We start from the raw sequence: 24,370 nt of genomic DNA, 5'->3' as shown, positions 1-24,370 counted from the left end.
CACACAAAGGACTCCGCATGAGATCGCGTCCCCCCGCAGACTCGGGCGCACTCGGCCTGCACCGGGTCATCGAGCCCCTCGGGGTGCTGCCTCAAGCCGCGCATCGTCTCGACCCGCTCCTGCCCCTGCGCGACGACGAGGTACGCATCGCCGTCTCGCGGCTGAACCTCGACGCCGCCTCCTACCGGCAGTTGCACGCCGCGCATGACGGCAACGGTCAGGCCATCCGCGACGCCGTGTGCGCGATCATCGACGAGCGCGGCAAGATGCACAATCCGGTCACCGGATCGGGCGGCATGCTCATCGGCACCGTGCAGGAGGTGGGGCCGCGATCCCCACTCGGTCTGAGCCCGGGAGATCGAGTGGCCACCCTGGTGTCGCTCACCCTCACTCCGCTGCACATCACGGACGGCCTGCGCCGTTGGGACGGTCTGAGTGAACAGGTGCCCGCGGCCGGGCACGCCGTTCTGTTCGGCCGGTCCGTGGCAGCGAAGCTGCCCTCGGACCTGCCCGAGCCGCTGGCCATGGCGGTCCTCGACGTGTGCGGCGCCCCGGCCCTGACCCACCGTGTCGTGGCCTCTCACGTCGAGCAAGGTGTGGAACCGGTGGTGTGTGTGATCGGAGCCTCGGGCAAGTCGGGCTCGCTCGCACTGGCCGCGGCCCGGCACGCCGGCGCGGGCCACACGATCGGCGTGGTCCCGACCGCCGAGGAAGAACACCTCGCCCACGAGTCCGGGCTGGCGGCGGCCGTCGTCCGCGCCGATGCCCGCGACGCCGTCGACACCTGCGAGCAGATCGCCCGCGCGGGTGGTCCGGCCGACATCACGGTCGTCTGCACCGATGTCCCGGGATGTGAACAAGCTGCTCTGCTCGCGACCCGGGACGGCGGAACGGTCGTCTTCTTCTCCATGGCCACCTCGTTCTCCGCCGCGGCGCTGGGAGCCGAGGGCCTCGCGGCGGACGTGACCATGCTCATCGGCTCCGGCTACTCCCCCGGCCATGCGGACCAGGCGCTGGAACTCCTTCGCTCGGAGCCCGGAGTGGCCACCGTCTTCCGTCATCGCCTGGCGAGCGGTCCGGGTCTCTCCGCCACCACCTCGACCAGGACTTCTACATGAACGCAACTCCGCCGGGGGCACCCATCGTCCCCTCCGCCGTGCCTCGCCTCGGTCTCGACCCGGATCTGGTCCGCAGGGCCCGGTCCTTGGCCACGCGCGTCACCCGCCCCATCGTCGAGCTGGCCCGCACCCACACCACCGTGTCCGTCGAGCGCACCGTGCTGCGGCTGGCCGGGCTCGACACCGCCGATCCAGAGGGAATCCCCTGGGTGAACCGCCTGGTGGACGCGGTAGGCGACCAGGTCGGGCTGGCGCACGGAGTGAGCCTTCCCGTGTGGGACGCCCTGGCACGCGGCGAAGCCTCCGACCTGGCCGAGCTGGCGGCGAAGGCCGCGGCCGGCAAGGTGCGCTTTCGCGTACCTGCCGGAACCGGGGCGCAACGAGCCCGTGCCATGGCCGGGCAGGCGGTCGCCCGTGGCTTGAGCATCGTCGACGCCCAGCGCCGTCGCCGCGAGGCGATGGTGAGGGAACTCGGTGACCCGGGCGCCCCGTGGATCTATCTCATCGTGGCGACCGGTGACATCTACGAGGACGTCCGCCAGGCGCAGGCCGCCGCCCGTGGCGGCGCCGACGTCATCGCGGTGATCCGGTCGACCGGCCAGTCCCTGCTGGACTACGTGCCGCAAGGCGCCACCCGCGAGGGCTTCGCCGGTACGTTCGCCACACAGGAGAACTTCCGGATCATGCGCGCCGCACTCGACGAGGTCTCCGTGGAACTGGGCCGTTACGTCCGGCTCACGAACTACGCCTCCGGCCTGTGCATGCCCGAGATCGCTGCGCTCGCGGGTATGGAGCGGCTCGACATGATGCTCAACGACTCGATGTACGGGATCCTCTTCCGGGACATCAACCCCGTTCGCACCTTCGTGGACCAACGGCTGTCGCGTCAGATCCACGCGCGGGCCGGCATCATCATCAACACGGGTGAGGACAACTACCTGACGACGGCCGACGCCATGGAGGCGGCCCACACCGTCACCGCGAGCCAGCTGCTCAACGAGTGCTTCGCCAAGGAGGCCGGGCTCGCGGACTGGCAGCTCGGCCTCGGCCACGCCTTCGAGATCGACCCGGAACTTCCCGACTCCTTCAGCTACGAGCTGGCCCACGCCCTGCTGGCCCGCGAGCTGTTCCCGAAGGCGCCGCTGAAGTGGATGCCGCCCACCCGTCACATGACGGGTGACATCTTCCATGGCTACCTGCTCAACGGCCTCTTCAACCTCGCCGGAGTCCTCACGGGCCAGAGCATCCTGCTCGTCGGCATGATGACCGAGGCGGTCGTGACCCCGTTCCTGTCCGACCGGGACCTCGCCCTGCGGAACGTGCGGTACATACTGAACGCCGCGGGCCGTCTGGCCGAGGACCTGCGTCCGGACCCCTCCGGCCTGGTCGCCCGCCGCGCCCACGAAGTCCTGGGGCAGGCGGTCGACCTGCTGGAGCGGATCTGTGACGAGTCGCTGCTGTCCGCCATCGCCTCCGGCACCTTCGGCGCCATGAAGAGACCCGTCGACGGCGGACGCGGCGCCGACGGGGTGATCGCCCACGCCGACGATCACTACAACCCCGCGATCGACCTGCTGGAGACCACTGACTACCGCAGCCAGTCTGGAGGGGTGGGTTCACGATGAACACGCAAGGCACGGACCCCAGGGTCCGCCCGTACGGGGACACGACCGACGACGGCATGGTCCAGATGTCGTTCACCCTGCCGCTGCCGCACGGCCCGCAGGCAGAAGCGGCGGCACTGCGGTTCGCCGACAAGTCGGGGATCGACCAGCCGCTCCTCGTGCACTCCAAAGGCATCGGGCCGGATTTCAGCTTCTTCGTGGTGTATGGACGAAGCCGCTACAGCATCGATCTCTCCGAGATCGACGTGCCCCGCCGCCCTTACCCGCTGCTGACGCCGAAGGAGACGAACGAGGCGCTGCGCGCCGCCCTGGGCCGCAAAGCAGTGGTGATCGGTGCATGCATCGGCACCGACGCGCATACCGTCGGGATCGACGCCATCCTCAACCTGAAGGGCTTCGCCGGCGAAAAGGGGCTGGAGTACTACGGGCAGATGAGCGTGCTGAACCTCGGCTCGCAGGTTGCCGTGGAGGAACTGGTCGCACGGGCACGGGCAGAGGGCGCCGACGCCGTCCTGGTCTCGCAAGCCGTGACGCAACGGGACTCCCACATCACCAATGTGCGGGAGTTGAGCGCCGCGATCCGCGCCGAATTCGGCGCGGACGAACGCCCGCTGCTCGTCGTCGGTGGCCCCCGGTTCGGCTCGTGCACCGCACAGGAACTCGGCGTCGACCGGTTGTTCGGCCGGGGCACGCATCCGGCGGAAGTGGCCTCGTACCTGGCACACGCGATGACTCTGCGGGCACGCGGCGAGGTCGCGTCCGCGATGGCGGACGGGGTTTCGGCGACTCCCGACCAGGCTCAGGAGCGCTCCTGATGACGACGGTCAGCGCGATACCCGGTCAGCGGCGCAATCCCTGGCTGCCGTTCCCCGTTTCCCCGGACGCCCGGGTACGTCTGCTGTGCTTCCCCCATGCGGGCGCTGGAGCGTCGACTTACCGCGCCTGGGCCACCGGCATGCCGCCGTTCGTCGGCGTCTGTCCCGTCCAACCCCCGGGCCGGGAGAACAGGCGCAAGCAGCCACCACTGACCGACGTGCACGACCTCGTCACACAGTGCACCGACGAGGTTCTCCACGTCTTCGACGCGCCGTACGCGCTCTTCGGGCACAGCACGGGGGCCCTGGCCGCCTATGTCTTCGCGCAAGAGGCACGGCGACGCGGTCTGCCCGCCCCCGTCCACCTCTTCGTGGCCGGCCGCAGGGCCCCACAGATTCCGATGCGGCGCACGGAGCTTGCGGGGCTCGCCATGGACGAACTGGTGTCGGTGCTCCGCCGGCTCGGCGGAACCCCCGAGGAACTCCTGGCGGACCATGGTCTGCTGCGGATGCTCCAGCCGCTGCTGGCAGCGGATTTCTGCGTCAACGAGTCCTACCGCTTCGAGGACGAACCTCCGCTGAACGTGCCGGTCACGGCGTTCGCCGCGTCTTCCGACGCCGGAGCGACGCCCGAGCAGACGGAGGCGTGGGCTGCCAGGACGTCCAGCACCTTCGTCCAGCACACGCTGGTCGGCGGCCATTTCGCCGTGTTCCAGGAGTCGGCGCGCGTACACGCGTGGATCAGCGACGCCCTGGACCCCGAGCCCGCCGGATGAGGACAAGAGGAGAAAGGACCACCATGGGGCTGTCGTTGAGCGGTGCCAAGATGGCCAGAGCGTCGGGCCTGCGCAGCATCATGGACGACATCGCGGCCACGACGGGCGTGGCGAACGGAGACAAGTGGCTCAACCTCAGCATCGGAAATCCCGCGCTCATACCTGAGGTCGTCACCGCGTGGCAGGAACTCGTCCTGCGATCGGCTAACGAGAACTTCGCTGCGGCCAGCTGCCAGTACGGACCGTCGCGAGGGGCTCCGGAGCTGATCTCCGCCATCGTCTCCTATTTCAACTCCCGCTACGGCTGGGACATCGGGCCCGGCAACGTGGTTGTCGGACCCGGCAGCCAGATGCTCTGCTTCATCGCGGCGTCTCTGTTCACCGGCCCCAGCGCCGGGAGCACCCAGCGCATCGTGCTGCCGATGACTCCCGACTACACCGGGTACCAGGGGGTCAGCCTCACGGCGGACACCATCGCAGGTGTCGGGCCGCGCATCGACGTACTCGACGATCGCACCTTCCGCTACTCCTTCGACCTGCCGGCGTTGAGACAGCACGACGACATCGGCATGCTGCTGCTCTCCAGTCCGTGCAACCCCACTGGTCGTAGCCTGGAGGTTGACGAACTGGCCGCTCTGGTGGAGTTCGCCGAGAGCAGGGACGTGCCCCTCTTCGTCGACCACGCCTATGGAGAACCCTTTCCTCACATCGCCGATACCGCAGTGCCTCCGATGTGGCACGACAACGTCATCAACTGCTTCACCCTGTCGAAGGCGGGACTCCCGGGCGAGCGGGTCGCGTTCGCGGTCGGAGCGCCGCGCTTCATCGACGCGATGGTCTCGCACATGGCCAACTCGGCTTTGCACGCTCCGCAACTGGCGCAGTCAGCGGTCGCACGCGCCCTGCGCGAGGGTGTGCTGGACGCCATGGTCTCCACCAGCATCGTTCCCTTCTACCGCGCACGAAGGGCCCTGGCCGAGCGCCTGTTGGGAGAATTGCTCCCCAGCGATGTCGACTGGCGGCTGCACGCCGGCGCAGGGGGTATGTTCTGCTGGCTCTGGATCGACCATGACTGGTTCGACGACGACGCCCTGTACCAGTTGTTGAAGGAGAAGCGAGTCTTCATCACCCCGGGTCGGCACTTCTTCGTCCCGCCGATCGCGGATGCGTACCTGCGCAGGCACAGTCGCCGGTGTTTCCGCATCAGCCTCAGCGGTGACGAGGAAACACTTCACGAGGGTGTGCGGCGTATCGCGCAGGCACTGGACGAATTGCGCAGTTCCGGCGCGGGAAGCAACAGCAGCCGCGGCTGAATCGGTGGACCGTCTCCTGCTGCCTGAAGTCTGTTGTGTGTCAGCTGGGCTGAGACGGGCTTCCACTGCCCGAACAGCTGACACGCTCGGGCTGTGGCTATGTCAGCGTCGGCGCTGGTCAGCGCGCAGTTCGAAGTCGCCGTAGCTGTTGTCGGCGGGGTTGACGGTCACACCGGGGGCCACGATCTCGTCGATGCGGTCGAGGACATCAGCCGACAGCATGACATCGGCGGCAGGCAGGAACGCTTCCAGTTGCTCCATGGTGCGCGGTCCGATGATCGCCGAGGTGACGCCCGGATGGTTGACGACGAAGGCGACGGCAAGTTCGATCAGGGTGAGGCCGGCCTTCTCCGCCAGGACCGCGAGCTGTTCGACCGCGTCGAGTTTGCGCTGGTTGGCGGGGCTGGTCATGTCGAAGCGGGCTGCGGGACGTGCCGCGGAGGCCGGGCCGGAGGTGTTGTCCTTGCGATAGCGGCCCGAGAGCCAGCCCCCGGCGAGCGGGCTGTAGGTGAGCGTGCCCATGCCGTGGCGGCGCACGGTGGGCAGGACGTCCTCCTCGATACCGCGCACCAGGATCGAGTACGGCGGCTGCTCGGTCACGAACCGCTCCAGACGCCGCTCCCGGGAAGCCCACTGGGCCTCGACGATCTGGGAGCCGGAGCAGGACGAGGAGCCGATGTAGCGGACCTTGCCCTGGTGGACGAGGTCGGAGAGAGCGCCGAGGGTCTCTTCGATGTCGGTGTCCGGGCTGGGGCGGTGGACCTGGTAAAGGTCGATGTGATCGGTGTCCAGGCGCCGCAGGGAGTCCTCGACCGCGCGCATGATCCAGCGCCGTGATCCTCCGCGCTGGTTGGGGTCGTCCTGGTTCATGGGCATGAAGAACTTGGTGGCGAGAAAGACGTTCTCGCGGTGGTCCTTGAGCGCCTTGCCTACGATTTCCTCAGAAACGCATCATCGCGCCCAGGCAGAGGGGGCTGACCTGCACACCGGTGCGGCCGAGCGGTCGGTACCGCATGAAGCTGTTCTCCTCGTTCGTGTCCGTTCGATCAGTCGTTCCCTGGCCGGTCGTTGCCGGAGGGAACGGCTGTTGCCGTGCTCGCCCAACTGGCGAGGAGACCGAGTGCCTCCCGCTCTCGCGAGTCCGGTTCAGGGGTGTAGAAGTTGAGGCGGAGGCCGGGGTCGGACGGCAGCTCCATCGCCTCGTAGGGCAGGGCGAGATCGCCGACCAGCGGATGGCGCAGGTTCTTGATGCCGGAGCGGTGGAACTTCACGTCGTGGCGGGCCCACCGGCGGGCGAATTCGCTGCTCCTCGTGGACAGCTCTCCGATCAGATCGGTCAGGGCCTTGTCCTGGGGCGCCCGGCCCGTCTCGGTCCGCAGGAAGGCCACTGCGTCGTCGGCACCCTTGTCCCAGTCGACCCAGAAGTCTTTGCTCATGGGGTCCAGGAACATGAAACGAGCACTGTTGACCGGACCGCGCTGGGCGAACAGCGGCGAGTCGAAGAGGGGTGCGTACACGGCACGGCCCAGCGCGTTGGTGGCCAGGATGTCGAACCGTGCGTTGCGGACGTACGCCGGTACGTCGGTCATGGAGTCGAGCAGCCGCAGGATCGTGGGCCGCACCCGGGAAGCGGTCGCCACGGGCCGCCGGCCTGAGGGCGTGGCCGCACGGGCCAGGTCGTAAGATTGTGCCTCGGGAGTCTCATGCGCATCGCGGTGGCGGGCGTGCCCTCGGGCCGGTCGGCGTCGGCCGTGGGGTGGGTGAAGACTTCGGTGTGGGCGGCCCGGGACACCGAGACCTCCTCTTGCTCGGGCGGTGGGGATCTGTCCTGCACTCTCGCGGTAGGTGCGTCGGTGAGCGTCTGCGAGGTACTGCCATTACCTGGAAAAGGAGTGCACTCCCACCTGCGCGTCCGTCCGCGGTTCCCTGGAAAAGGCCGAGGACGGCGAGTCCTCGAGGATCCGATGAACCGACCCGAAGGACGGCGCCGCTACGTCCCTCAAGGAACCGCGAGGCCCTCAAGGCGCTGGTGCGGCTGTGAGCGGCCAGCCTGTGATCAGCACGGTGGACGCCTCTGTCCGCCGCGGTGGCGCGTCGTCCGCCGTGTGGGCGATCACAGGAACCCACTGCAGGACGACGCTGACGGTGGGGCTGGTGACGCGATGACCACCACCGCACAGCGGGCGTCCGCACCTGCGGCGACGCGCCCCCACGTGACTCCGGTCCACGCGACGCTGATCCTTTCGATCATCTGCGTCAGCTACGTCATGGTGATCCTGGACAACTCGATCGTCTTCACCGGGCTGCCGCAGATCCGCTCCGACATGGGGTTCTCCGAGACCGGCCTGTCCTGGATCACCAACGCCTACGTGCTGGTCTTCGGCGGGCTTCTGCTGCTGGGAGCCCGGGCCGGTGACCTGTTCGGCCACCGCAGAGCATTCCTGTTCTCTCTCGTCGTCTTCTCGCTGACCTCTCTCTGGTAGGCGCGGCGCAGACAGCCCGCTCTGCACACCGCCAGGGCCCGGTGCACGTCCGCCATCTGTGGTGCTCGGTCTCCGTGTCGGTGAGGCGGCCCACGCCATACCTACTTGAATTAGAGTACGTGTTCGAATTCTGAGCGGAGCGCGACGCGCAAAAGCGACGGAAGTCCTCGCCCCTTCGGCTGCAGAACAGCGCGGAGACGAGGGAAGACCCGCCGGGGGCGTCGCAGGTTTCCCCTGACCTTGCCGGAGTCGCGGAACACGTGCGACACCGACAAAGCCGGCGAGCCGGCCCGGGGGCAGGGGGGGCGAATCCGATCTGCCAGAGCGCTATGCCCTCATTGCGTAGATATTCTGTGAAGTGTGATCGAGTCTGGACGGCTGCGGCTCCGTCGTCGCCACGGCCGGGGGTGGTTTGTGCGGCTGTCGCCGGTCGTCCTCACCGTGGTCATCGCCAGCCTGGCCTACGCCACTCCCCCGGAAATGGCCTTCAGTCGCCTCCTGCCCGCGGCGCCGGCCCTCGCAGCCGCGATGTGGCCGGTGCTCCCCACCGTCCTGCTGGGGACGATCTGCCTCTTTCTGATGATCGGCCTCGGCATGGTGTTCCCCGGTCTGGGAACGTGGTGGACGGCTGCGGGGATCATCGCGGTCACCGTGGCGGCCGCGTACGGAAGTCATGTCCGGCTCCAGCGGGAGAGAACCCTCTTTCACGTGCGGCTCGTCGCCGACGCGGCGCAGCAGGTGGTACTGAGTCCCGTGCCGCGCCGCTTCGGGAGCGTCGAGATCGAGTCGCTGTACCTCGCGGCCGCTGCGGAGGCCCGTATCGGCGGGGACTTCTACGAGGTGGTCGACACTCGATACGGAGTCAGGCTGCTCATCGGTGACGTGCGGGGCAAGGGCCTGCCGGCAGTGGGGGCGGCCGCGGCGATCGTCAACGCCTTCCGGGAGGCGGCCTACGGCGAGGCCGACATGGTCAGTGTCGCGCGCCGGATGGACGCCAGCTGCACCCGATACAACGCAGCGTTTCCCCCCGAGGGGGCGATGGAGCGCTTCGCCACCGCCCTTCTCGTCGAGATCCCGCACGGGGGCAGGCGTATCGAGATCCTCAACTGCGGACACCCCCCGCCGCTGCTCGTGAACCGGGGGGAACTCCGTGCCCTCGAGCCCACAGCCCCCTCGCCACTGCTCAACCTCGCGGAGCTGATGGGCGATCACTACAACGTCGACACCTTCGACTTCGCCCCCGGCGACCTGCTGCTTCTCTATACCGATGGGGTCGCCGAGGCCCGCGCCCGCGACGGCGAGTTCTTCCCGCTGGCGGCCTGGATGCGCCGACAGCCCCCGACGCCGCCCCGCGAGCTGCTCACGGCTCTTCACCGCGACCTCCTCCACTACAGCAGAGGACGCCTTGACGACGACATCGCCGCCCTCGCCGTGCGCCTGCGTGAACCCTCGGAGTAGGACCGGCCCAGATCGCGGCCATGTGATGCCTCCATGCGGTGTGCCGCCGGTGCCTCCCACGCTCGACGATGTCCTTCAGGGGTACGCGCCCCTCGCGCGCACCTCCACGAGATGACGACCACCGTTCCCGCACCCGGGCTGGGCGATATCCCGTTGCCCTGGGGCGGCCGCTACTTCGGCCACCCCGCGCACCGTGCACAGCGGCGTCCGGTCGTACGCCATATCGGCAGCAACCGCATCCGGTCGGGTGCACGGCCTGCCCACGGGCCCGCGCACCCTGGCCTTCTCCCACACCCAGACGAACCGGGGACCGTCGGCGGCCTGCTCAGGCGTGAGCACGAACGCCAGCGGCGCCGGTCTGCCGCAAGGTAGACCTTGCTGGTCAGCCCACCCGGGCGAGCGGCGGGGTCGCCGCCGAGCCGGGTGGTTCCATCGATCAGTTCGTGCTACGCGTCCAAGTGGCCGCTGTGGCGGGTGACTTCGGCGAGCACGTGGATCAGGACGTGACACATGCCAGGCGGCCGCCAGGTCGGCCAGATCTCCACGGGCCAGGCGATGGGGTCCTGTTCGGGCGCGGAGGTGGCGAGCACGGCGTCCGCGCGCGCGACGGCCGCCCGGTATCCGGCGAAGACCTCCTCGGCGCTCCCCCCTCGGGTACGTACCAGTGCGCCTCCGCGCCCACCGTGAGCTGCCCGACCGTATCCGGCTCGCGCTGGCGCTCCAGGGCGCTTTTACGGGCGCCGAGTTCGGCGTTCACCGGGCGGTGCACAGTTCGGCGAGCCGTTCCAGGGTGCTCGCCATTTGCGTCCGTTGATCATCACGCATACCGAAGGAGGGACCCGAACCCGGGTGATCGCGCCGGCTGGGCGGTTGCCTGGCCGTATTCGGTTACCTTCAGCCAGGTTGGAAGAACGCGAGCATTTTCTGGCTGGCGTCGGGCGACGCCAGGATTTCCTGGACGTGCGCGGACTGCCGACCGGCAGCGCTGGTGCGTTCGAACATCTCGCGTTCGTATTCTTTGACGGCGGTGGGAAAGTCGTCCGGGTACGCGGCCAGCGCGAGGCCGAGCAGGGCGCCGTCGAGCAGCGCCATGTTGGCGCCCTGCCCCACCGGCGGCATCAGGTGCGCGGCATCGCCGAGCAGCGTGACGTTTGGCCTCGACGACCAGGTCAGGCCGACCGGGAGCGTGGTGATCGACCGAGGCAGGACCATGTCGTCGCAGGCTGCGATCAGTGCGGTGAACCGTGCGTCCCAGCCGGTGAACAGCTCGATCAGCCGCACCCGGGCGGCGGCCGGATCGCCGAACGGGATCCCGCTGGTCGCGAACCAGTCCTCGGCGGTGTCGTAGAAGCTGAGGTAGATGCGTACGCGGCCGTCGCCGTTGCGCTGCGCCGACAGGGATTGTCCGTTGCCGAGCACCCAGTAGTTGCCGCGCCCCACCATCGCCGCGAGGTCGGGGTGGGTGCGGTCGACGTCAGGAATCCCGAGTTCAATGACGTTTTGGCCGGTGTGCGCTGGCAGGGCGTCGGTGAGCAGCGCGCGGACCCGGGAGCCCGCGCCATCGGCGCCGACCAGCAGGTCATACGGCGCACTGCTGCCGTCGGCGAAGTGCAGCAGGCCGTTGTCGGCGGATTCGAACGCGTGCCCCCAGCGCACCGCGTGTTCGGGGAGAGAGTCCAGCAGCAGGTTGCGCAGATCGGCACGGTCGACCTCGGGTCGTTCGAGCGGGGCGTCGTCGGGCGTGTCCTCACGGAGCAGCAGGGTGCCGTCCGGCTGGAGAAGACGGAGGTCCTGGCCTGCACGACGGGCAATCGCATGGAACTGGTCGATCAGGCCGGCCTCGCGCATCGCCCGCTGCCCGGTCCCGGAGTGCAGATCGAGCATGCCGCCCTGACCGCGCGCGCCGCGCGACGATTCACGTTCATAGACGACGGCGTCGATGCCGTTCACGTGCAGCACACGGGCAAGGGCCAAGCCGCCTAAGCCGGCTCCGACGATGGTAATGGTCATGGTTGCCTCCGATTCAACGTATTGGCTGCTCGCGGGAGATCGACCCGTGGTGTGTGCGGGCCACCGCCGGTGAGGCGCCAGCGCATCGTCGTTCATCACGCCCTCGTCCTCGTCTGTCCCCCCCGTCAGGTTCCGGCTCGCTGATCAGCCGGTTCACCGGCGGAGCCGGGGCGCGAGGACCGTGCGCACGGCCTTGGCCACCTTGCTCGTGGCGGATCCGTCCTCTTCTTCGGGTTCCGGTTCCAGCAGGTGCTGGATCCGCTGCAGCAGTTGGTTGGTCGACCGCCAGAGCGGGACGAACATGCCGGCGACCGGCCCGACGCCCTGGATCGGGCCGTCCGACAGCTCGGTGACCTTCTTGGCGATCGCGACCGTGGCCGGGTCCCGCAGGATCAGGTGCACCTCATCGTCGACCAGCCGGATTTCCATCTTGCGCGCGGCGGCTTCCTCCGGGTTCGCGTCCGTGGTCGTCTCCGGATCCAGTTCGTCGATCTTGGCGGCGACCGCGTCCGGGTCGACCCCGAGTTCGCGCAGCACCTTGGCCGCCATGCTGTTCTCCGCCCTCAGCATCGCCTCGAGCAGGTGATGGCTGCCGACCGGTGCGCCACCGGCCAGCGCGCTGGCGGCGGCCACGGTGTCCTCGGTGGCCGGTGTGCCGGCCGGCCATGGGCCGGCCGCGACGTCCTGCGATCCCTCGACTGATGCCAGCACCGCGGCACGGATCTTGCTGATCGGATCGATCCGCTGGGCAAGCACCTTCGCGCCGACGCCCTCACCTTCCCTGACCAGGGCGAGCAGGATGTGTTCCGTACCGATGTGGTTGTGGTGCAGCTGCTGCGACTCGCGCAGGGCGAGTTCCAGCGTCTCCTTCGCCCGCGGCGCGAACGGGATATGGCCGCTCAGTTCCTGCGTGCCGGGCGTGACCACGGCGGCGATATCGACCAGCGCCGTCTCCTTGTCGTACCCGAGCTGGTGCAGAACCTTCGCCGCCACGCTGTCCGGCACGTCGAGCAGCCCCAACAGGATGTGCTCCGTGCCGATGTGGTTGTGCTTGAGCAGCCTCGCCTGCTCCTGGGCCGCGACGACCACCCGGCGGGCTTTCACCGTGAACCTTTCAAATGTCATGGTTCCATGGTCGCAACCCTGTCAATACACTGTTAATGACAGGGTTACCGTGCCGGAGGGAGGGTGTGATGGAGAGACCGTCGGACTGGGAGGACCGGCTCGCGCGCTGGCAGAATGAGCTGGAGTTGTTCGAGCAGTTGGACGAGAGTCCGTGGGTCACGCTGGCCAAGGCGGAAGCCGAGACCGGCGTTTCCCGATCGGCCCTGCGCTCCTGGTACCGCAACGGCGAGATCCAGTCCCGGCTGGTGGACGGCCCGAACGGGCCGCAGCGCCTGGTCCAGCTGGACGCGGTGATCCAGCGCGCCGCCGCATCACCGCGCATTCAGCGCCGGGCGGAACGGGAGGTCAGCCTGGAAGCCCAGGTGACCCTGCTACGGCACCGGGTTGACCAGCTTGAGCTGCGGCTGGCCGCGCTGGAGCGGAAGTGACCGGCGCGAACAGCCCAGCCGACATCGGGATCCCCATAAAACCTGAGAAGGCCGAGGCGGACGCGGTCATGCGCCCGCCGGCCACCTGGAACGGGGCGCCCGCATCCCTCAGCTGACGCCTGCGGCTGCTGAACCGTTGCCGCAACTGGTCCCGCCCGGTCGGACTGCCCGACCGGGGCGAAGGCGCCTCCGGGGCGAACGGGCCTCCGCCGGGTAGTGCCCCCAGCCCGGCAAGCGGCTGCGGCTGCCCTAGCCGCGGCGCTCGCCGGTACGGTGACCCCGGCCGTGAGGGTCGCCGCCGTCAGGGCCGCGCCGACGACAGCGGGAATTGGCCTCATGGTGCTGCTTTTCTCGGTGAGCAGGAGGGACCAGCCCCGTTCACTCCTGCTGGTGAACTGCCGCATGCGGTACGCAACGAGAGGTATGTATAGGTGACAGAACGCCATGGCATGCTCCGGCTGTGGCTCGGGGCCTGACGCAGCTGGTCGAGCGAAGAACGGACAACGATGCGTGAGACCTTCGCATGAGCGGGCACCCCCGTGCCGCCTCCACGGTGCTGCGCGGTCGGGTCGCGGTGGTGACCGGAGCCGCCCGCGGGGTCGGCGAAGCCCTGGCGCGGCACCTGTCCGACGCCGGAATGCTCATCGCCCTGCTGGGCCGAGAAGAGGAAACCCTTCGCCAGGCAGCCGCCCGCTTGCCGAATCGCAGCATCTTCGTCGAAGCCGATGTCACCGACCGCGCCGCGCTCGAGGCCGCCGCCCGACGGGTGGAGAACGAACTGGGGCCGGCGAGCGTGGTCGTGGCCAACGCCGGCATCGCCGCCGGCGGCCCGTTCGCCCACACGCCCGCGGACCTGTGGCAGCGGGTCGTCGATGTCAACCTCGTCGGATCCGCCAACACCGCCAGAGCCTTCCTCGCGCAACTGGCCGGCACCCACGGATACTTCCTGCAGATCGCTTCCACCGCCGCCTTCGGCTCCGCCCCCATGATGAGCGCCTACTGCGCCTCCAAGGCCGGGGCGGAATCCTTCGCCCAGGCGTTACGCGGTGAGGTCGAACCGGACCGCATCGCCGTCGGTATCGCCTACCTCCACTGGACCGGCACCGACATGATCGCCGGCATCGACGACCACCCCGTCCTCAAAGCCCTGCGCAGCCACCAGCCCCGCTTCGCTCGCCGCGTCCACAAGCCCGACCAGGTCGCCGACTGGCTGGCGACCGGCATCGCCCGGCGCGCCCACTACATCTACGCACCGCCGTGGCTGCGCTGGTGCCAGCCCTTGCGGCCGTTCTTCCCGTCGATCGTCGCCCGCATCACCCGACGCGAACTGCACACGCGCTCCCCCACCGAGTTGGCAGCCGACATCGGGGTCCTGGGCGCCGGCGGCCGCGCCGACTGGAACTCGTACCAGTCCGACACCCGCCCCTAGGCACGAGCGAGGCATGCCTCGGAGCCGCTCCACTCCACCAGCCATGTGATCAGCCAGACGGGCCGGTGGATCCCCAGCTCCCACCGTGCGTGCACTGCCGGCCCGACACCGCCCTGGGCATCCTCGCACCGAGATCGGCACGCTGCGGTGCGTGGGCTGGAGCGGCGCAGAAGTGCTCAGACTGGTTCTGGGGGAACTGGCCGCGATCGGTCTAGCGGCAGGGGTCGTGGGGGCGATGCTCGCGTACGTGCTCGGCAGGCTGCTGGGCCAGCCGGAAGCCGGCACCACATCGCTCCTTGTTCTGCCGGTGGCGCTGCTCCTGGCCACGGCCGCAGGCCTGATCCCGGCCTGGCTCGCCACCCGGCTGGGCCCCATGCAGGCTCTCCGGCCCCCGGTGGCGGCCGCCCGCCGCGCCCGCCCGGTGCGCTCAGTGGCCGGGCTGGCCGTGCTCAACCTCCTGCGGGTGCGCGGCCGCACCCTGCTCGGCGCGGCAGGCCTGGCGCTCGGAGTGGCCGCCTTCACGGTGCTGCTCGCCCTGACACTGGCCTTCCAGGGCGAGGTGGCGGGGTCGCTGCTGGGCAACGCCGTCGTGGCACAGGCGCGGGGTGCCGACTATCTCAGCGTCGCCTTGTCCCTGGTGCTCGGCGCCGCGGGAGCTGTCGATGTACTGGTGCTCTCGCAGCGTGAACGCGCAGCCGATCTCGCGGTCCTGCGGGCGACCGGCTGGACCAACCGCGAACTCGCACTGCTGACCCTCTACGAGGGGATCGGACTGGCTCTGCTGGGCGGTCTGTCGGGTGCCGCGGCGGGCCTGGTGGCGGTGCTGGCGCTCGGGCAGGGTGTACTGCAGGGACATCTCCTTGCCATCACCGGCGCCGCACTGCTGGCCACGCTGGTCGCCACCGCAATGGTCACCGCCGCCCTGACGGTACCCATCCGAAAACTGTCCCAGATCGCCCCCGCCCACCTGCTGGCCGCCGACTGAACCTCCGGGCTGCTCCTGCCCGACAACAGCTCATTCAGCGCATCCACTGGTCGAGAGCGGTGCTCCGTCACAGCCAGGTGGTGGCCAGCCAGGTGACCACGGCCGTGGTGACGATGAGCCCGGTGTTGAGTGCGATCCGTCGATCTTCGCCGGTCAGATGGACGGCGATCGCACCGATCTGCAGGAGCACGAACCCGATGGCCGCAGCCGGTGCCAGCCAGGGCGCGATGCCGGTCAGTGGCGGCAGGATCAGCCCGGCCGCGCCGAGTATCTCGACCGACCCCAACGCCCTGACGACGGGCAGGGGCATGCGGTCCACCCAGGTCATCATCGGGCGGAGTCGGTCGCGGCTGCGGGTCGCTTTCATCGCGCCCGCATAGAGGTAGAAGAGGGCGAGCACTCCGGCGACGATCCAATATGCGATGTTCATGATTCCTCACCACGTCCCTGGTTGCAGGTGACCCGTCGATGCCCACGGCGGCCCCGCGGGCTCGGTCGCGTAGCGGCTCATCGCCTCGATGCCGGCCTGTGGTGTCAGCGGCCGGCCGTCGGCCATCAGATTCTGGAGGTCTCGGAAGTACTGCACGTACAGGTCGGGGGTGAATGTGCTGAGCATGACGGCGGGTTGGTCGGTCGGGTTGGCGAAGGTGTGCGGGACACCGGGCGGGACCATCACGAGCGTGCCCGTGGTGGCGTCATAGTCCTGGTCCCCGACGGTGAACCGGACCGTGCCGGAGATGATGTAGAACCCCTCGTCGTGCTGGGCGTGACGGTGCTGCGGCGGTCCAGAGGTGTGGGGGGCGAGGACGGATTCGGCGAGTGCCAGGCGGTGTCCGGTACGGCTGCCGTCTTCGAGGACGCGCATGCGTGTGGTGCCCATGACGATCGTCTCGCCGTCTTCGGGGCCGACCACCGATACGGCGGGCTCGGTCTGCGGGTCGCTGTTCTTGGCTTCGTCAGTCATGCTCCGAGTGCACCGCGGGGGCCCTGCGACTGTCCAAGACCCGTTCCGCGACGCTGATGCCTTGTGGGTATCGTCGCAGCGTGGAGCTACGTACCCTGCGCTACTTCGTCACGGTCGCTGAGGAACTCCACTTCGGTCGGGCCGCCACTCGGCTGCACATGAGCCAGCCGGCGCTGAGCCGGGCGATCAAGCAGTTGGAGACCGAGGCCGGCGGCCTGCTGTTCACCCGCTCGCCTGCCGGCGTCACGCTCACCCCGGTGGGCGCAGTGCTGCTCGGTGAGGCGCGGGCCCTACTCGACCACGCCGACCGCGTCCACGCACGCGTGACCGCAGCCGCCGGCGTCGCGACCATCACCGTCGGCATCCTGAGCGACGGCACCGACCCGGGAGTGTCCAGGATGGCCGCCGCATTCCGCCGGAGCCACCCCGGCATCGACATCCGTATTCGCGCCACAGACCTGACCGACCCGACCTGCGGGCTGCGCGCCGGACTGGTCGACGTCGCCCTGACACGGGCGCCGTTCGACCAGACCGCCCTGACGGTGCGTGAGCTGCGTACCGATCCGGTCGGCGTGGTCCTGCGCGCCGACGATCCGCTGGCCCGCCGCGGCCGGCTGGAGCTGGCCGACCTGGGCGACCGCCCCTGGTTCCAGTTCCCGCGGGGAACCGACCCGTTCTGGCAGTCCTACTGGAACGGCGGCGAGCCACGCGAAGGCCCAGTGGTGCGCGTCGTCCAGGAATGCCTGCAAGCCGTATTGTGGAACGGCACGGTCGGCCTGGCCCCGCTCGGACACGACCTGCCCGCAGAGCTGGCCGCCGTGCCGCTGACCGACATGGCGCCGAGCCGAGTGGTGGCGGCATGGAACGAGGGTGACACCAGCCCGTTGATCCGGTCCTTCATCGAGATCGCGACGGCCGCGTACCGCCGCTGAGCACGTAGCAACCGGTGCTGCCGGAACTCGGGTTCCGGCTCGACTCGGGAAAGGGCCGGATGATGCACGGGGAAAGGACGCCGGCGGAGCAAGCTCTGGAGCGCCCGTACACCACCGTTGACGGAGTCGGGTTCCACGTCACCGGACTGTCTGTCGAGCACCATCCGGACCGCACGGTGACGTTCGCGTTCGGGCTGGCTGTGGAACGACCGGGCCACCCGAACGAAAGCTGGGCGGTCGCTCTCCCATGGGACGACAAGTCCTTCGTCGACGTCCTCACCTCGCCCGACCCCCACCCGGATCGGTTGCAGCAGCTGGTCCACATCGTCCACGCCTTGCTGGAAGAGTGGTGGGACACCAAGGGCCGCAACAGGCAGTCGGCGAAGCTGGGCCAACGGATCTCCTGAGACGGCTTTGTTCCCCGATGCTGGTGATGTCGCCACCCGCTTGGAGTCGAGGCGGGCCGAGGCACCCGGCCGTTGATCAACACACAGTAGACTCCCATGAATTCACAGGAACATCGCATTAAGGGGAGGGCTGAGTGCGACGGACACTATCGTTTCTCTTTTCCGTTTTGGCGCTGACCATGGGGTTGTCACTCCTACCCGCGACGCCCGCTCAGGCTGCGACGATCTCGGCGGACGCGGAGAACGTCGTCAAATCCGCCGGTGAGCGCTACGCGTTGAGAGCCGAGGCCAACGACCTGTATGTCTCAGTCGATCCGAACAACAACGGACGAATGACGGCGAAGGCCTCGCAGGTGAGCTTGTGGGAACGATTCACGCTGCACACCAATCACGCCGGCAAGAACATCGGGCTGCGTTCCGCGGTGACCGGTTTCTTCGCCACGACCGAGCGGGGCGCGACCGGTGACTACGAGGGCATGATGCAGGCCCGAGGCGGCACCCTCGGGAGTTGGCAGCAGTTCATCGTCGAATCCCACGAATCCGACGGAATGATGCAGATCGCACTGAAGTCGGTGGACAGCGGTCTGTACGTCAGCGTCGAACACGCCTCCGAGGGCGACGACAAGGACATGCTCAGGGCCCGGGCGTCGACCGTCGGCAAGTGGGAGCGGTTCACCCTGGTTCCGCAGGGCCAGCAGGGCACGAGCGCAGGCAGCCCGGCTCCCGCCGGCGTTTCCAAGTCCGATCTGCGTGTCATGACCTGGAACGTCTGTGCCAACAACAACACCAAGCACTGCTGGGACGCGAACCTGGCCGGCAAGGACCAGGTGAGCGCCGAGATCGTCGATCGGTTGCCGCAGCCGGGGACCGGGTACATGCCCGATGTGATCTTCTTCCAGGAATTCTGCGAGAAGCACGCGAAGCCGGTGGAGGAGGCCCTGGAGACGAACACCGGGCGCCAGTGGGACGTGCGCTTCGCCCCCACCCAGTACAACCTGGGCGAACTCGGTCAGTCGGTCCTCGGTCAGTACGGCGTGAAGGCTCAGAAGGAATGCGCGATGGCGGACGGTCTCGACCGGGGCGCCTTCGGAGTCGCGTTGGCCGTACCGGACTCGAACACGTTCTATCAGGGTTTCACGCTGGATTCTCCCGCTTCCTTCAAGGACACCTCGGACGGCGGCACGGTGAAGAAGGCCGAGCAGCGCCCGGCGCTCTGCGCCGACCTGCCCTCGCGAGCACTGCACGTGTGCACGTCCCACTTCAGCGCCGGCGAAGGCTACGACGATCCGCACGGCGAATTCCGGACGAAGCAGGCCGCACAGCTCATGGATATCGCCACGGGCGCGCCCACGGGTTACCGGCCCGTGTTCGGCGGCGACCTGAACTCGGTCGGGCCGGACTCGACCGGCGCCGACGGCGGGAAGCGCGACATTCTGAACAACATGTACGCGTCGTACCGTGAGTGCGCCCAGCTCGACGACCTGAACAAGGCCCGCACGGGTCCGGCCACGGCTGTCGCCGACGCGGACGGCCTGCCGACGATGAAGATCGATTACATCTTCGCACCGCGGAATGCCCCGTTCACATACTGCAAGGTTTCTGCCACCAACGGCTCCTCGGACCACTGGACGCTCTACGGAACGATTTCCGTGCCGGCCACCTGAGGCCCCGCTCGGCCGTCCGCTGCTGCCCCCTTCTCATTCAGGAAGGGGGCAGTTCCGTTCTGCGACGAACCGTCCATCGCTCAGCAGATGACGTGTGTGTGCAGTCTCGCTCACATAAGGGCACCGCAACGTTCCGCGTTCACTCTGTGGCGGCGGCCGCTCGCTGCGCAGGTGACAGTGCGCTCGTGCCGCAGGCCGCGGCGCGCGTCGTCAGGCGGCGGTGGGGCCCCAGGAGGTCGACATCCCAGTACCGGTTCTCGTAGCCGAGTCCGAGCGCTACGGGCTCCGGGCTCATGAGGGCTTTGTAGAAGCCGTTGTCGGGATCGGGATCGGTGGCCATGTCCGCGAAGTACCCGTCGTGGTCGTACCCTTGGAACGTGAACTCGTGGATGAAGGGCGAGAAGATCCCTGCGTCGTTCAGCCGCGTGCGCAGGTCGCTGCCATCGCTTCCGATGGACGAGAGCTTGTTCATCATGGCCATGTCGCTGGCATGGGCCCGGGCGACATCGCCGGCCTTGTCCGAGATCCGCAGCGCGGGAAGCCCCTGGCCGACCCGCTCCTGGTTGATCTCGCAGACGATGTAATCGACGTTCGGGTAGTAACCCTCCACGGACGTCACCGCTGCCGGTTCCGGCCGCGGCCCAGCGCCCGCAACCGCGTTGGAGGGCCCCGGAGACAGCAGCCCGAGAACTCCGGCCGCCGCGACGGCAACCGCCGACCTCACCACATGCTTCATACCTGGCCTCCTCAACAGCACGGCCTCTGATCGGGGACGACGTGCCCACTGTCCCGGCCCTCGCACCTCATGGGCGCCCGCGACATGCCCCGATCCCCCGCACGGACGCAGGTCTGCGCCGTCCGCCGAGCCCGGGCGAGAAGCCAGGCCACGACCCCGCGGAGGCGTCGTCGGCCCTGCGGCAACGACGTCCATGGCGGCAGGCCACCACCCGTTCGGCTCCGTATCGGTGCCGCCGAGCAGGGCAGCCGATGTGTGCGTGGGTGAGTGCCCTCCAGGGTGCCGCGGCCGATCCCCCGGGTTCGGCCGCGGCACAAGGCACGACTGTGCCGCGTTCACTGGCAGGATCAGAAACAGGCCACAGTCAATACGTCACCGTGATCCGCTGCGCCGGGCCGTTCACGCTGACCGATCCGCCGTACGGGATCACCAGTTGGGGATCGGTGTGCCCGAAGTCGACGTCGAACACCGCCATGGCGCCCGGGGCATACGCCGCCAGCGCGCGCAGCACCGCTTCGCGCTGCTCAGCGGCATAGCGCCGCTTGTCCTCCATCGTGTTCGGCTGCTGGAAGGACCACGCTTTGGCACGGCCCATCAAGGGCCGGGAAGCGCGCCAGCAGGCCCCGCTCCCCCATGTTGCGCAAGATCCGGAAGACGTCCTCCCCGCTCGGCAGCTCCTCCGACGTCTCGAGGAAGAGCACGCCGCCCTCGTAGACGGCTGGGTCGCGTGCGATCTCGCGGTCGGCCATCAGCAGCCAGGACAGGATTTCCAGGTTGCCGCCCCAGGCACGGCCCTCGACGAGTCGGTCGGGCTGGTGCCAGATCCAGCCATCGGCGGGCTGCGAGTCCGGTTCCCTCTCGAAGGTGGCCGCGTCGGCCCAGTCACGGTCGGTGTCGCGGTAGCGCTCGCCTGGCCGGAGTTCGTACGGGCCCGAGGTGAACAGGGCCGCGCGTACCGAATCAGCGGTCATGGGGTGGAGTGCGTAAGGGCGGCCGATCTCGGTCATCAAGCAAGCGCCGTGGTAGGCAACGATGCCCAGGTTGTGCAGGAAGACCAGCAGGTTGGTGTTGTCGCTTGTTCCGAAGAAGGGTTTGGGGTTGGCGCGGATCAGCTCACGGTCCAGGAAAGGAAGCACGGTGATCTGGTCGTCGCCGCCGATGGTGGCCATCACCGCCTTGACCGTGGGATCGGCGAACGCGGCGTGGATGTCGTCGGCTCGTTCCTTGGGTGTGGAGCCCATTTTCCGCGTCGTGGGGTATTCCACCGGTTCGAGGCCGAAATCCTCGCGCAGCCGCTTGAGCCCCAGCTCGTGTGGAAGGGGGAAGAGTTCCGGCAGGCCGGACCCGGGCGAGATGACTGCTATACGGTCGCCGGGCACAGGCTTGGGGGGATACACAGCTGAGGGCATGTCGGTCAGGGTAGGGGCCTGGTCACTTCTGATCATCTTCATTTCGGACGGGTCATTCTGGTGGCGGACGGGGTCGTCGCTCATCGCCTTGAAGGCGACGTCCGGTCTGCGCAGCGGTCACGGATCTTGCCGAGGAGTTCCGCGAGATGGGTGCGCTGGGTGCAGATCTCGCGCCGGCGCCCTACTTCGGTGCCTGGAATCCGCCGATCTCCAGCTCGAGCAGTTCGGCCAGCCGCAGCGGGGTGCGGTCCTCGAGCATCGGACCGATGAGCTGCACTCCCACCGGCAGTCCCTCTGGGGACCGGCCCGCTGGTATAGCGGTGGCGGGCAGGCCGGGCATGGTGGCCACACCGGCCCAGACGAGCTGGTCGAAGTACGGGTACCCGACGCCGTCGATGTCGATCCGGCGTTCCCTCGGATCGGGGTTGTGGTCGTGCGGGAACGCGGGAGTGGGCGTGATGGGACACACCACGGCGTCGAACTCGGCGAAGAGCTGCCGCCAGCAGTGGCGGTGGAGTTCGCGACGGCTGTGCGCCTCGATCCAGTCGCGGTGGCTGAGCACCATGCCGCGCAGCCGCGCCGCATCGAGACTCTGGTCGTCCGCGCTCAGTCCGGCGGCGCGGGTCCGCAGCTGCTCGTACGCTTCGACGGGAAGACGTGCAACGGAGCCCGAGAACAACAACTGCGTGTAGAGCAGCGCGGCTTCGGCCAGATCGGGCAGCAGCGGACTGTGCCGTTCGACGCGGGCGCCGCCGTCGGCCAGCGCGTCGGCCACCCGGTTCACGCCCGCCCGCACTGCGGACCCGGTCGGAATGAGCGGATGCTCGTCGAGAACCAGGACCCGGAAGTCGCGGAGCCGCTCGTGGCGCGCCGGCGGCAGCGTCAAGTCGTACGCCACCCCGTGCGTCAGCGGGTCCGGTCCGGCCATCACGTCGAGCAGAAGCGTGAGGTCGCGGGCAGTGCGCGCCATCGGACCGACGACGGCGAGGTCGAGGTCGTCGGGCAATGCCGGCGCGAGCGGCGGAACCATGCCGCGGTGCGACGCCAGGCCGAGTGTCGGCTTGTGCGCGTAGACACCGCAGAAGTGTGCGGGGGTGCGCAACGAACCGGCGATGTCGGAGCCGATGGACAACGCACCGAATCCGCACGCCAGGGCCGCCGCCGATCCGCCGGAGGATCCACCCGACGTGCGACCGTGATCCCACGGGTTGTTGGTGGTGCCGTAGATCTCGTTGAAGCTCTGCACGTCTTGCAGCCCCAAGGGCACGTTGGTCTTACCGAGGACCACCGCGCCTGCGGCCTTGAGCCGCGACACCTGCACCGCGTCCTCGGCCGGCATGTAGTTCCGGTGTGCCGGCAGGCCCCAGGTCGTGGGCAGCCCGGCGATGTTGTAGGACTCTTTGACCGTCACCGGAATGCCGAGCAGCGGCCGGTCCTCACCGCGGGCGCGCGCCTGGTCGGCATCGCGCGCGGCGACCCGTGCACGGTCAAAGTCCGGCACACAGATCGCGTTGATCGTCTTGTCGTCCCGCTCGATACGGGTGATCGCCTCGTCGGTCAGTTCCGCCGAGGTCACTTCACCGGCACGCAAGGCAGCCGCGAGTTGTTCGGCCGTCTGAAAATTCCACTCCATGAATCCGACCGTACTGGCCTCGGGAACAGGTCATGAAATACCGCTTCGCGCAACGGTTTTGACGTCTCCACACGCGTCATGTTTTCCTCTCCGGCCGCCGACATTCGGCGTGGACGCGTCCTTCCGCAGCGTGGGCCAACCGCGAGTGGCTCGTGTTCGTAGAGAGGGTGTGCGGATGATCCCGTGCAGTGGCTCGACGGGAGTGTGTGTCCGGCGGACCAGGGCCTGATCAGGTGGCGGGCAGCGGACGGTTCCCGTGCGGGTGCAGGCGGTCGGTGAGGAACGCGAGGATCTCGTCGCGGGCCCGGACCGTGGGGTGGCCGGCCTCGTCGACTAGATGGGCGGTGACGACGCTGTGCGGGGTGCCGACCAGGTCGGCGAAGAAGGGCGGCGGGGCCGGGTTGGCGGCGCTGTCCGGGAGGACGCGCCCGTCGAAGGCGTCGCCGAGCAGCGCGCGGTAGGCGGCGAAGCGCTGCCCCGTGCACCAGCGGTCGCCCTCGAAGCGGTAGGCGAGGACGGTGAGTCCGTCGCGGTCGAGCCGGTCGCGCACCGCGCGCGCGTCCGCGGCGTCGAGTTCGAGTCCGCCGGGGTCGTCGAGCGGCAGTGACGGGTGGTTGACCACCGGGGCGATCACCGCCGGCTCCAGGGCCATGGTGAGGGCGAAGTTGCCGGTGAAGCACAGGCCGATCGCGCCCACCCCCGGCCCACCGCACGCGGTGTGGGCCTTGCGCGCCAGGCCGCGCAGCCAGACTGTCACCGGGCTGGTGCCGCCCCCGGCGAAGGCGCGGAACTCCGCGCTGACACAGGCGCGGCGGACCACCTCCCGGCCGCCTTCGACCGTGGGGAAGGCGCCGTCCGTACCGAACAGGGAGGGCACATGGACGGTGAAGCCCGCGTCCCGCACCCACCGCGCGAGCCGCAGGACGTCGGGACTGATGCCCGGCATCTCGGGCAGCACCACGACCGCGGGCCCGGCCCCGGCCACGTACACCGTCTTCTCCACCCCCTCCACGGCCACGCTCCGGCGGGTGAAGTCGGTGATCGGATCGTCATCGCTCAT

General features: G+C 68.8%; 22 protein-coding genes and 3 pseudogenes. 13 read left to right on the top strand and 12 right to left on the bottom strand.

All coding sequences use genetic code 11. From position 1 onward, the window contains the following. Positions 1-17 precede the first annotated feature (17 nt). From kdd to ACZ5CW_RS26560, 5 genes are read left to right on the top strand one after another with little or no spacing between them, the layout of a single operon-like run. Positions 18-1,118: an L-erythro-3,5-diaminohexanoate dehydrogenase gene (kdd, locus tag ACZ5CW_RS26580; RefSeq protein ID WP_468605532.1), complete on the top strand. Its 1,101-nt coding sequence runs from the start codon at positions 18-20 to the stop codon at positions 1,116-1,118. Beyond that, positions 1,115-2,743 carry a lysine 5,6-aminomutase subunit alpha gene (gene kamD, locus ACZ5CW_RS26575; protein ID WP_468605530.1) on the top strand — a complete coding sequence of 543 codons (1,629 nt, stop codon included), beginning with the start codon at positions 1,115-1,117 and terminating at the stop codon, positions 2,741-2,743. Before kdd ends, kamD begins: the two co-directional genes overlap by 4 nt. Then, positions 2,740-3,558 (top strand): lysine 5,6-aminomutase subunit beta, encoded by an 819-nt coding sequence (kamE, locus tag ACZ5CW_RS26570; RefSeq protein WP_468605528.1) that lies wholly within the window; start codon positions 2,740-2,742, stop codon positions 3,556-3,558. The genes kamD and kamE overlap by 4 nt, the downstream gene beginning before the upstream one ends. Continuing rightward, positions 3,558-4,334, top strand: coding sequence for a thioesterase II family protein (locus ACZ5CW_RS26565; RefSeq protein WP_468605526.1), 777 nt, complete (start codon positions 3,558-3,560; stop codon positions 4,332-4,334). Before kamE ends, ACZ5CW_RS26565 begins: the two co-directional genes overlap by 1 nt. A 23-nt stretch (positions 4,335-4,357) precedes the next feature. Continuing rightward, a complete protein-coding gene (locus ACZ5CW_RS26560) occupies positions 4,358-5,647 on the top strand; it encodes a valine--pyruvate transaminase (protein ID WP_468605524.1) in 1,290 nt (429 codons plus the stop codon). Positions 5,648-5,749: 102 nt separating this feature from the next. Here the strand turns inward: ACZ5CW_RS26560 and ACZ5CW_RS26555 are convergent. Continuing rightward, a pseudogene (locus tag ACZ5CW_RS26555) lies at positions 5,750-6,662 on the bottom strand (aldo/keto reductase). Between the two features lie 31 nt (positions 6,663-6,693). Next, positions 6,694-7,287 carry an MmyB family transcriptional regulator gene (locus ACZ5CW_RS26550; RefSeq protein ID WP_468605522.1) on the bottom strand — a complete coding sequence of 198 codons (594 nt, stop codon included), beginning with the start codon at positions 7,285-7,287 and terminating at the stop codon, positions 6,694-6,696. A 522-nt stretch (positions 7,288-7,809) separates the two neighbouring features. Here ACZ5CW_RS26550 and ACZ5CW_RS26545 point away from each other — a divergent pair. Both ACZ5CW_RS26545 and ACZ5CW_RS26540 read left to right on the top strand, forming a co-directional pair. Next, positions 7,810-8,130, top strand: a complete 321-nt coding sequence (locus ACZ5CW_RS26545; RefSeq protein ID WP_468605520.1) for an MFS transporter — start codon at positions 7,810-7,812, stop codon at positions 8,128-8,130. 360 nt (positions 8,131-8,490) lie between these two features. Continuing rightward, positions 8,491-9,588: a PP2C family protein-serine/threonine phosphatase gene (locus ACZ5CW_RS26540; protein ID WP_468605518.1), complete on the top strand. Its 1,098-nt coding sequence runs from the start codon at positions 8,491-8,493 to the stop codon at positions 9,586-9,588. Between the two features lie 213 nt (positions 9,589-9,801). Here ACZ5CW_RS26540 and ACZ5CW_RS26535 read toward each other — a convergent pair. The 4 genes and pseudogenes from ACZ5CW_RS26535 to ACZ5CW_RS26520 all read right to left on the bottom strand — a co-directional run. After that, positions 9,802-9,980: pseudogene (locus ACZ5CW_RS26535) on the bottom strand (IS5/IS1182 family transposase); the annotation flags it as partial. 54 nt (positions 9,981-10,034) lie between these two features. Then, the gene (locus ACZ5CW_RS26530) at positions 10,035-10,253 is read right to left on the bottom strand and encodes a mycothiol transferase (RefSeq protein WP_468605597.1); all 219 of its coding nucleotides are present in this window, start codon (positions 10,251-10,253) and stop codon (positions 10,035-10,037) included. Between the two features lie 229 nt (positions 10,254-10,482). Continuing rightward, positions 10,483-11,598 carry an FAD-dependent oxidoreductase gene (locus ACZ5CW_RS26525; protein WP_468605516.1) on the bottom strand — a complete coding sequence of 372 codons (1,116 nt, stop codon included), beginning with the start codon at positions 11,596-11,598 and terminating at the stop codon, positions 10,483-10,485. A gap of 153 nt (positions 11,599-11,751) precedes the next feature. Continuing rightward, positions 11,752-12,723 carry a Clp protease N-terminal domain-containing protein gene (locus tag ACZ5CW_RS26520; RefSeq protein ID WP_468605514.1) on the bottom strand — a complete coding sequence of 324 codons (972 nt, stop codon included), beginning with the start codon at positions 12,721-12,723 and terminating at the stop codon, positions 11,752-11,754. Between the two features lie 68 nt (positions 12,724-12,791). Between ACZ5CW_RS26520 and ACZ5CW_RS26515 the strand changes: the two genes are divergently transcribed. From ACZ5CW_RS26515 to ACZ5CW_RS26505, 3 genes are all read left to right on the top strand, one after another. Further along, on the top strand, positions 12,792-13,151 hold the full coding sequence (locus ACZ5CW_RS26515) for an excisionase (protein WP_468605512.1): 360 nt from the start codon (positions 12,792-12,794) through the stop codon (positions 13,149-13,151). 523 nt (positions 13,152-13,674) lie between these two features. Then, positions 13,675-14,580 carry an SDR family oxidoreductase gene (locus ACZ5CW_RS26510; protein WP_468605510.1) on the top strand — a complete coding sequence of 302 codons (906 nt, stop codon included), beginning with the start codon at positions 13,675-13,677 and terminating at the stop codon, positions 14,578-14,580. 85 nt (positions 14,581-14,665) lie between these two features. Further along, the gene (locus tag ACZ5CW_RS26505; RefSeq protein WP_468605508.1) at positions 14,666-15,565 is read left to right on the top strand and encodes an FtsX-like permease family protein; all 900 of its coding nucleotides are present in this window, start codon (positions 14,666-14,668) and stop codon (positions 15,563-15,565) included. A gap of 67 nt (positions 15,566-15,632) precedes the next feature. On the opposite strand, the gene ACZ5CW_RS26500 is transcribed toward ACZ5CW_RS26505, so the two are convergent. Both ACZ5CW_RS26500 and ACZ5CW_RS26495 read right to left on the bottom strand, forming a co-directional pair. Beyond that, positions 15,633-15,995 carry a DoxX family protein gene (locus tag ACZ5CW_RS26500; RefSeq protein ID WP_468605506.1) on the bottom strand — a complete coding sequence of 121 codons (363 nt, stop codon included), beginning with the start codon at positions 15,993-15,995 and terminating at the stop codon, positions 15,633-15,635. A 6-nt stretch (positions 15,996-16,001) separates the two neighbouring features. After that, the gene (locus tag ACZ5CW_RS26495; RefSeq protein WP_468605504.1) at positions 16,002-16,529 is read right to left on the bottom strand and encodes a cupin domain-containing protein; all 528 of its coding nucleotides are present in this window, start codon (positions 16,527-16,529) and stop codon (positions 16,002-16,004) included. 56 nt (positions 16,530-16,585) lie between these two features. Here ACZ5CW_RS26495 and ACZ5CW_RS26490 point away from each other — a divergent pair, with 56 nt between their 5' ends. The 3 genes from ACZ5CW_RS26490 to ACZ5CW_RS26480 all read left to right on the top strand — a co-directional run bounded on the left by ACZ5CW_RS26490 (position 16,586) and on the right by ACZ5CW_RS26480 (position 19,532). After that, a complete protein-coding gene (locus ACZ5CW_RS26490) occupies positions 16,586-17,461 on the top strand; it encodes a LysR family transcriptional regulator (protein ID WP_468605502.1) in 876 nt (291 codons plus the stop codon). Positions 17,462-17,520: 59 nt separating this feature from the next. Continuing rightward, positions 17,521-17,868, top strand: coding sequence for a hypothetical protein (locus ACZ5CW_RS26485; protein ID WP_468605500.1), 348 nt, complete (start codon positions 17,521-17,523; stop codon positions 17,866-17,868). Between the two features lie 134 nt (positions 17,869-18,002). After that, positions 18,003-19,532, top strand: coding sequence for an endonuclease/exonuclease/phosphatase family protein (locus ACZ5CW_RS26480; protein WP_468605498.1), 1,530 nt, complete (start codon positions 18,003-18,005; stop codon positions 19,530-19,532). Positions 19,533-19,671: 139 nt separating this feature from the next. On the opposite strand, the gene ACZ5CW_RS26475 is transcribed toward ACZ5CW_RS26480, so the two are convergent. The 4 genes and pseudogenes from ACZ5CW_RS26475 to ACZ5CW_RS26460 form a co-directional block, all read right to left on the bottom strand. Next, positions 19,672-20,268, bottom strand: a complete 597-nt coding sequence (locus tag ACZ5CW_RS26475; protein ID WP_468605496.1) for a CAP domain-containing protein — start codon at positions 20,266-20,268, stop codon at positions 19,672-19,674. Positions 20,269-20,632: 364 nt separating this feature from the next. Continuing rightward, positions 20,633-21,677: pseudogene (locus tag ACZ5CW_RS26470) on the bottom strand (S66 family peptidase). Positions 21,678-21,858: 181 nt separating this feature from the next. Next, positions 21,859-23,310, bottom strand: coding sequence for an amidase (locus ACZ5CW_RS26465; RefSeq protein WP_468605494.1), 1,452 nt, complete (start codon positions 23,308-23,310; stop codon positions 21,859-21,861). Positions 23,311-23,539: 229 nt separating this feature from the next. Further along, a complete protein-coding gene (locus ACZ5CW_RS26460; RefSeq protein WP_468605492.1) occupies positions 23,540-24,370 on the bottom strand; it encodes a dienelactone hydrolase family protein in 831 nt (276 codons plus the stop codon).

The organism is Streptomyces sp. NPDC031379, assembly GCF_055569615.1.
This window is presented reverse-complemented; position numbering and strand designations above follow the sequence as displayed.